Genomic DNA, 4230 nt, shown 5'->3' on the forward strand with positions numbered 1-4230 from the left:
GTAAGCCGGATCGAGAAGAAGCTGCTTGGCGCTTGAGATAATCATTGCGTTGGAGAGCCCGCCCCCGCCGCTGTTGATGTTCATGTAGTGACCTTGGTTGCCCAAAGGAATCTGAAACATTGCAAACGTAAGGCGAGGCGTTTTCTCAGCTCGCATGCTGATGAGATAGAAAGAATCTTGAATCATCGGAATCGGGCCAAATGAGCGAAGCTGCAATTTGGTAAACCGGGTATCGAATTTCTCTTCAACGAGGTCGTATGTTTGCGACACAGCACCGACGATTGAAAAACGCATGCCTGGATTACCACGGCAAACTGTTACGTCAGGAGAGAAGCGGCAACCCAAGTCAGCGCAATCAACTTGTCCATCCCCATCGTTATCGCGACCATCAGAGCAAAATAGGTCGTTTCGCTCGCCATCGTTGTCACCCATGGTACCCAAGATGTCTTCGAAGGTTTGTCCTTCACCAAGCTCAGGCAATACCGATTGGTCCATCGACGTCTTCTGAGTGGTCGCACGCTGATTGGCTTCCATAGCGTCCCAAGAACCGCCACACGCTGTGATGCCTTCGCCGCTGCAATTCATATCATCGCAGTCCATTGCACCGTTATCGTCGTTATCAATCCAGTCACTGCAACGCTCATTGGTGTTTTCAGGTTGTCCATCTGGCTTGCAAACGTCTTGCTTTGCACAATCAGCATCCGCGCAATCCACCATGGAATCGCCGTCGTCATCTTTGCCGTTGGCACAATCGGTCTCGGCTGCGAAAGCAAGCGCACTACCGAAATTCAGCATCAAAAATACTGAACAAGCTATCAATCGTTTCATCCCCAAATACTGCATCATTATCTCCTAGGCCCGATTTAAACAGGCAATTCAAATTTCGTTAAATTCGTTTCAGTTGTCTTGGCAGACTTTTATTCCCTTGCAGACGCGCAATGGGTGGTGGCTGCAATCAAAGTCTTCACAGTCTACGTAACTGTCACCGTCGTTGTCTTGACCGTCTGAGCAAGCCGCAAGGACTGCATCATAACATGCCGGGTTGCTTGGTTCGCTTCCGTCGCAACCTGCTACCGCGGTTTGCGGCAAACTTTCCTGACACACTCTGCGGACAGATAACAACTCATTGTTACGACAAGAGTTATCGCGGCAGTCGATGTAACCATCTCCATCATTATCAATACCGTCAGTGCACATCTCAGCCGTATCTTCTGGAATCACGGGTTCATCTGGGACACACAGCTCGGCAATAGTTGCATCGAGATTCTTCGAACATGAAAAATCATTACAGTCCACATAACCATTACCGTCGTTATCCACGCCGTCCTGGCAAGCCTCTAAGGTATCTTCTGGTTCACCAGCGGCCACCTCGCAATGCTCAAGCACTTCAGGCGAAGTCGAACGCGAGCAACTGAAGTCTTCACAATCGACATAACCATTGCAGTCGTTATCTAAACCATCGCTGCATTCGGCGAAGGTTGTCTCCGTGCCTGCACCCGATGGTACGCAATCAGAGCCGCCGGAGCTGAAGTTGTCACACACGGTAACAAAACCGAATGAGTCATTGCGGCAACCAAAGTCTTCACAATCAACATAACCGTTTCCGTCGTTATCGATGCCGTCGGAGCACGTCTCATCACTAAACTCTCGCGAACAGCAATTCTCCAGCACCGAGTTACAAGCTGGGTCACCGCAATCGAATTGTCCGTTATCGTCGTTGTCAATTTGGTCATGACAAGCGATGCCTTGCTCGGGTTCCACGTTGGGAATCAAAGGAACATCTTCGCCGCATTGAGAGGAGCCAAAAACGCAATCCGCATCTTCACAATCAATCAGACCATCTTCGTCGTTATCGCGACCATCGCTGCAAGCTTGGTCGTTGCTTTCATAGCCAAAAATAGGCTGAGTCGGCAGAACATACTCGCACCCGGCCAAAACCAATCCCAAGATCAGCAATGAGCCTAAATTAAACTTCTTCATTCTTACCATTCCTACTTCAAACAAGATGCGCGTCCGCCGCCATAACGGCGCTTAAACGGCACAAAGAGTGTGCAAGAGTCAACTTCAGTTGTTGCTGCCACCAATGTGCCACTGGCAACCAATGCCTCAAGCTTGTGTGAAATTTTACGTCTATTTTCTTTGGCTTTGAGGGGAACCATCAATGCCACTTGATCGATCACGAGCCACATACGGGCGATGTAGGCTAGATTCTCATCAGAAAAGTCTTTCAATATTTCTTTTAAAGTTTCGTCGGCTCTTAGTTGAGCAACAACTTTCGTTGAAACATCCGGTGCAACGGTCACCTTATTAACACAAACCCATTCACATTCTTTATAGGCTTTGCTGTGTCGCACTTTTTCGGAATGGCCGTCTTTGGTCGAAACAATACGGTTGTACGCATATTTACGACCCGACCTCTCGGAAATGGAATGCGTGGAAGTAATGATAAACTCCGGCACGCCATGCGCCCACATACCCACTTTATTTTTCTGAGCTTCCTGCTGAACCTTAAGCAGCTCAGGCGCTGAGCCTTTTGCCGTAATCGTCATTGCGTGGGCGAAACCTTTTCGAACCTGGCTTTCTCTCAAAGAAGGACAATCGAAAAGCTCACGACCGTAGGTGTCTTTGCTACCATCGCTATTACACACCCAACTGCCATCTCGGCCGTTCTTGGTAGCCATCTTCGCATTAATGTAGAGTTCTTTCGCAGTCCAGGTGCCCCACTTATGAACCGGCCCATGACTTTCAAGCGTATTGAATCCAGCCAAGCGGCCTTTGGTGCCAGACATCCGGCCGGCTACCACGCGAAAGCTGTCGCCATCATTGAAATATACGGGTGCAGGAGTACCATTCACGACCACTTTGGTCTTACTTCCTGCCCACGCTATTGTGGCGGATGCCAGCACAAGCATACCCACCAAAAGCTTTATCGGCTTTTTCATAAACTACCGCCTTCTCATCTGAACGCTACCTGAAAACAGGATCGGCCGCGTCTGGGCCGACGGGCAACCTACGCCCTCCACCCCCAAAAAGTCCAGCACAAAATCATTTGTTTCCAACTTGCTAGAAAACAAAACTTCGGAGGCCGCATCAAAAACATGAACAAGCAGACCACGCTGGTATAATCCCCCAGTGAACGAACCCTGCGAAGCTCTTGACAAATCGGGCTCAATCGAGTCGACTGGCCGCCGGCTTCGTTTCCGCCCAAACAAACGGCCGCATCATCCTTTACGAACGAGTTAGTATGTCTCAATTCAATCCGTTATTCTCTATTCTTGTGCTTATTCTCTCACTTACAGCCTGTGGGACCGTCACTGAGACCGACAATACGAACGACCCAACCGACCCGGCGGACACCACCGACACAACAGATCCAACTGAAACAGACGCATCTGATACGACCGAACCTGTTGATTCGGTATTGGTAGAACCTCTTCTGGTGCGCGGCGTGATGGATGGAGACACCTTTGAAGTGCTTCGAAATGGTGAAGTCTTCCGAATTAGAATGAAGGGTATCGACACACCTGAGCTCAGTGGCAGCAATGACCAGCCGGAGCCCTGCGCCGAAGATGCCAAGCAATTTCTATGGGATACCATTGGTAATTCGGAAGTTGGACTAGAATTTGATAGTGCGTGCGGCGATGACCCCTACGAGACCTGTTATGACACCTACGACCGGCTCTTGGCCTATGTGAGGCTTCACAATGGCGATGATCTGGCAACTCTCATCTTGAATCAGGGGCTTGCACGGGTCTACCGGTTCAACAATGAGTCTTTCGACCGCCTCACAGCCTATAATTCCGCTGAGCAGTCGGCACAGAATGACGATCTGGGCATCTGGGCCAATTCCGGCCAACAGTGCCGCTAAAAATATGGCTTACCTAAGATGCGGCAGGATGATCGCGCTAAAGCATCCTACAGTTGCGCAGCGACACGCAACCCGCTATTCAGGCCGACCGAAAACTTTAGGAATGAACAATTATGAAAAACAATCTGATGATATTCTTGGCTTGCCTCTTGGCTGTAGCCTGTACTGTAGTCGATCCAAACGAAAATAACGACAACACCGATCCAAGCTCACCTGGCAACACGAACAACGGCGGGACAACAGGCGATCCTGAAAATACCGACGAGCTATGCTCAGATGGTATCGACAACAACGGTAACGGCTTTACCGATTGCGAAGACTTTGACTGCTTAGGCAATTCAGCAGTGACGATTTGTCCTCAA

Annotated in this window: 5 protein-coding genes; 2 read left to right on the forward strand and 3 right to left on the reverse strand. The window is 49.7% G+C overall.

Going from position 1 to position 4230, the window contains the following annotated elements:
• The 3 genes from HOK28_18220 to HOK28_18230 form a co-directional block, all read right to left on the reverse strand.
• A partial coding sequence (locus tag HOK28_18220; protein MBT6435039.1) for a hypothetical protein occupies positions 1-828 on the reverse strand: 828 nt, incomplete at its 3' end.
• 69 nt (positions 829-897) lie between these two features.
• Positions 898-1980 carry a hypothetical protein gene (locus HOK28_18225; protein ID MBT6435040.1) on the reverse strand — a complete coding sequence of 361 codons (1083 nt, stop codon included), beginning with the start codon at positions 1978-1980 and terminating at the stop codon, positions 898-900.
• An 11-nt stretch (positions 1981-1991) separates the two neighbouring features.
• Entirely contained in the window at positions 1992-2942 is a 951-nt protein-coding gene (locus HOK28_18230) for a hypothetical protein (protein MBT6435041.1), read from the reverse strand.
• A 302-nt stretch (positions 2943-3244) separates the two neighbouring features.
• Between HOK28_18230 and HOK28_18235 the strand changes: the two genes are divergently transcribed.
• Both HOK28_18235 and HOK28_18240 read left to right on the forward strand, forming a co-directional pair.
• Positions 3245-3868: a hypothetical protein gene (locus HOK28_18235; protein ID MBT6435042.1), complete on the forward strand. Its 624-nt coding sequence runs from the start codon at positions 3245-3247 to the stop codon at positions 3866-3868.
• A gap of 113 nt (positions 3869-3981) precedes the next feature.
• Positions 3982-4230: hypothetical protein (locus tag HOK28_18240; GenBank protein MBT6435043.1), on the forward strand; the 249-nt coding region annotated here is incomplete at its 3' end.

It is taken from the genome of Deltaproteobacteria bacterium (genome assembly GCA_018668695.1).
Taxonomy (GTDB): domain Bacteria; phylum Myxococcota; class XYA12-FULL-58-9; order XYA12-FULL-58-9; family JABJBS01; genus JABJBS01.

Excerpts from the sequence above, each read along its gene's own strand:
- HOK28_18225 (MBT6435040.1), bottom strand. The coding sequence starts at position 1,980 with ATGAAGAAGTTTAATTTAGGCTCATTGCTGATCTTGGGATTGGTTTTG.
- HOK28_18230 (MBT6435041.1), bottom strand. The coding sequence starts at position 2,942 with ATGAAAAAGCCGATAAAGCTTTTGGTGGGTATGCTTGTGCTGGCATCC.
- HOK28_18235 (MBT6435042.1), top strand. The coding sequence starts at position 3,245 with ATGTCTCAATTCAATCCGTTATTCTCTATTCTTGTGCTTATTCTCTCA.